General features: G+C 39.1%; 1 pseudogene. It reads left to right on the forward strand.

The features are described 5' to 3' along the window. A pseudogene (locus tag SB775_RS33565) lies at window positions 1-238 on the forward strand (hypothetical protein); the annotation flags it as partial.

Below are 238 nucleotides of genomic sequence, written 5' to 3' on the forward strand. Positions count from 1 at the left end.
GGGAAATGATTTACGAAGATTACAACGATGATGGCTACTACAGCGAAACCTTCGTCAAAGAAGAAGAATACATCGTGCCTAATACTCTGTTCTTAACGAAAGAAGAAGCGAAGGCTCATATCCAATTGAATAGACATAATCTATCCAGTAAAGCGCACACCTACGCAATGACAGCATTAAGAGCGCCGAAAGTTGAACGGCTTATCAAGATTCTCAATGAATTTGATTTCGATTCAAT

The sequence above is a fragment of the Peribacillus sp. SIMBA_075 genome (assembly GCF_046534585.1).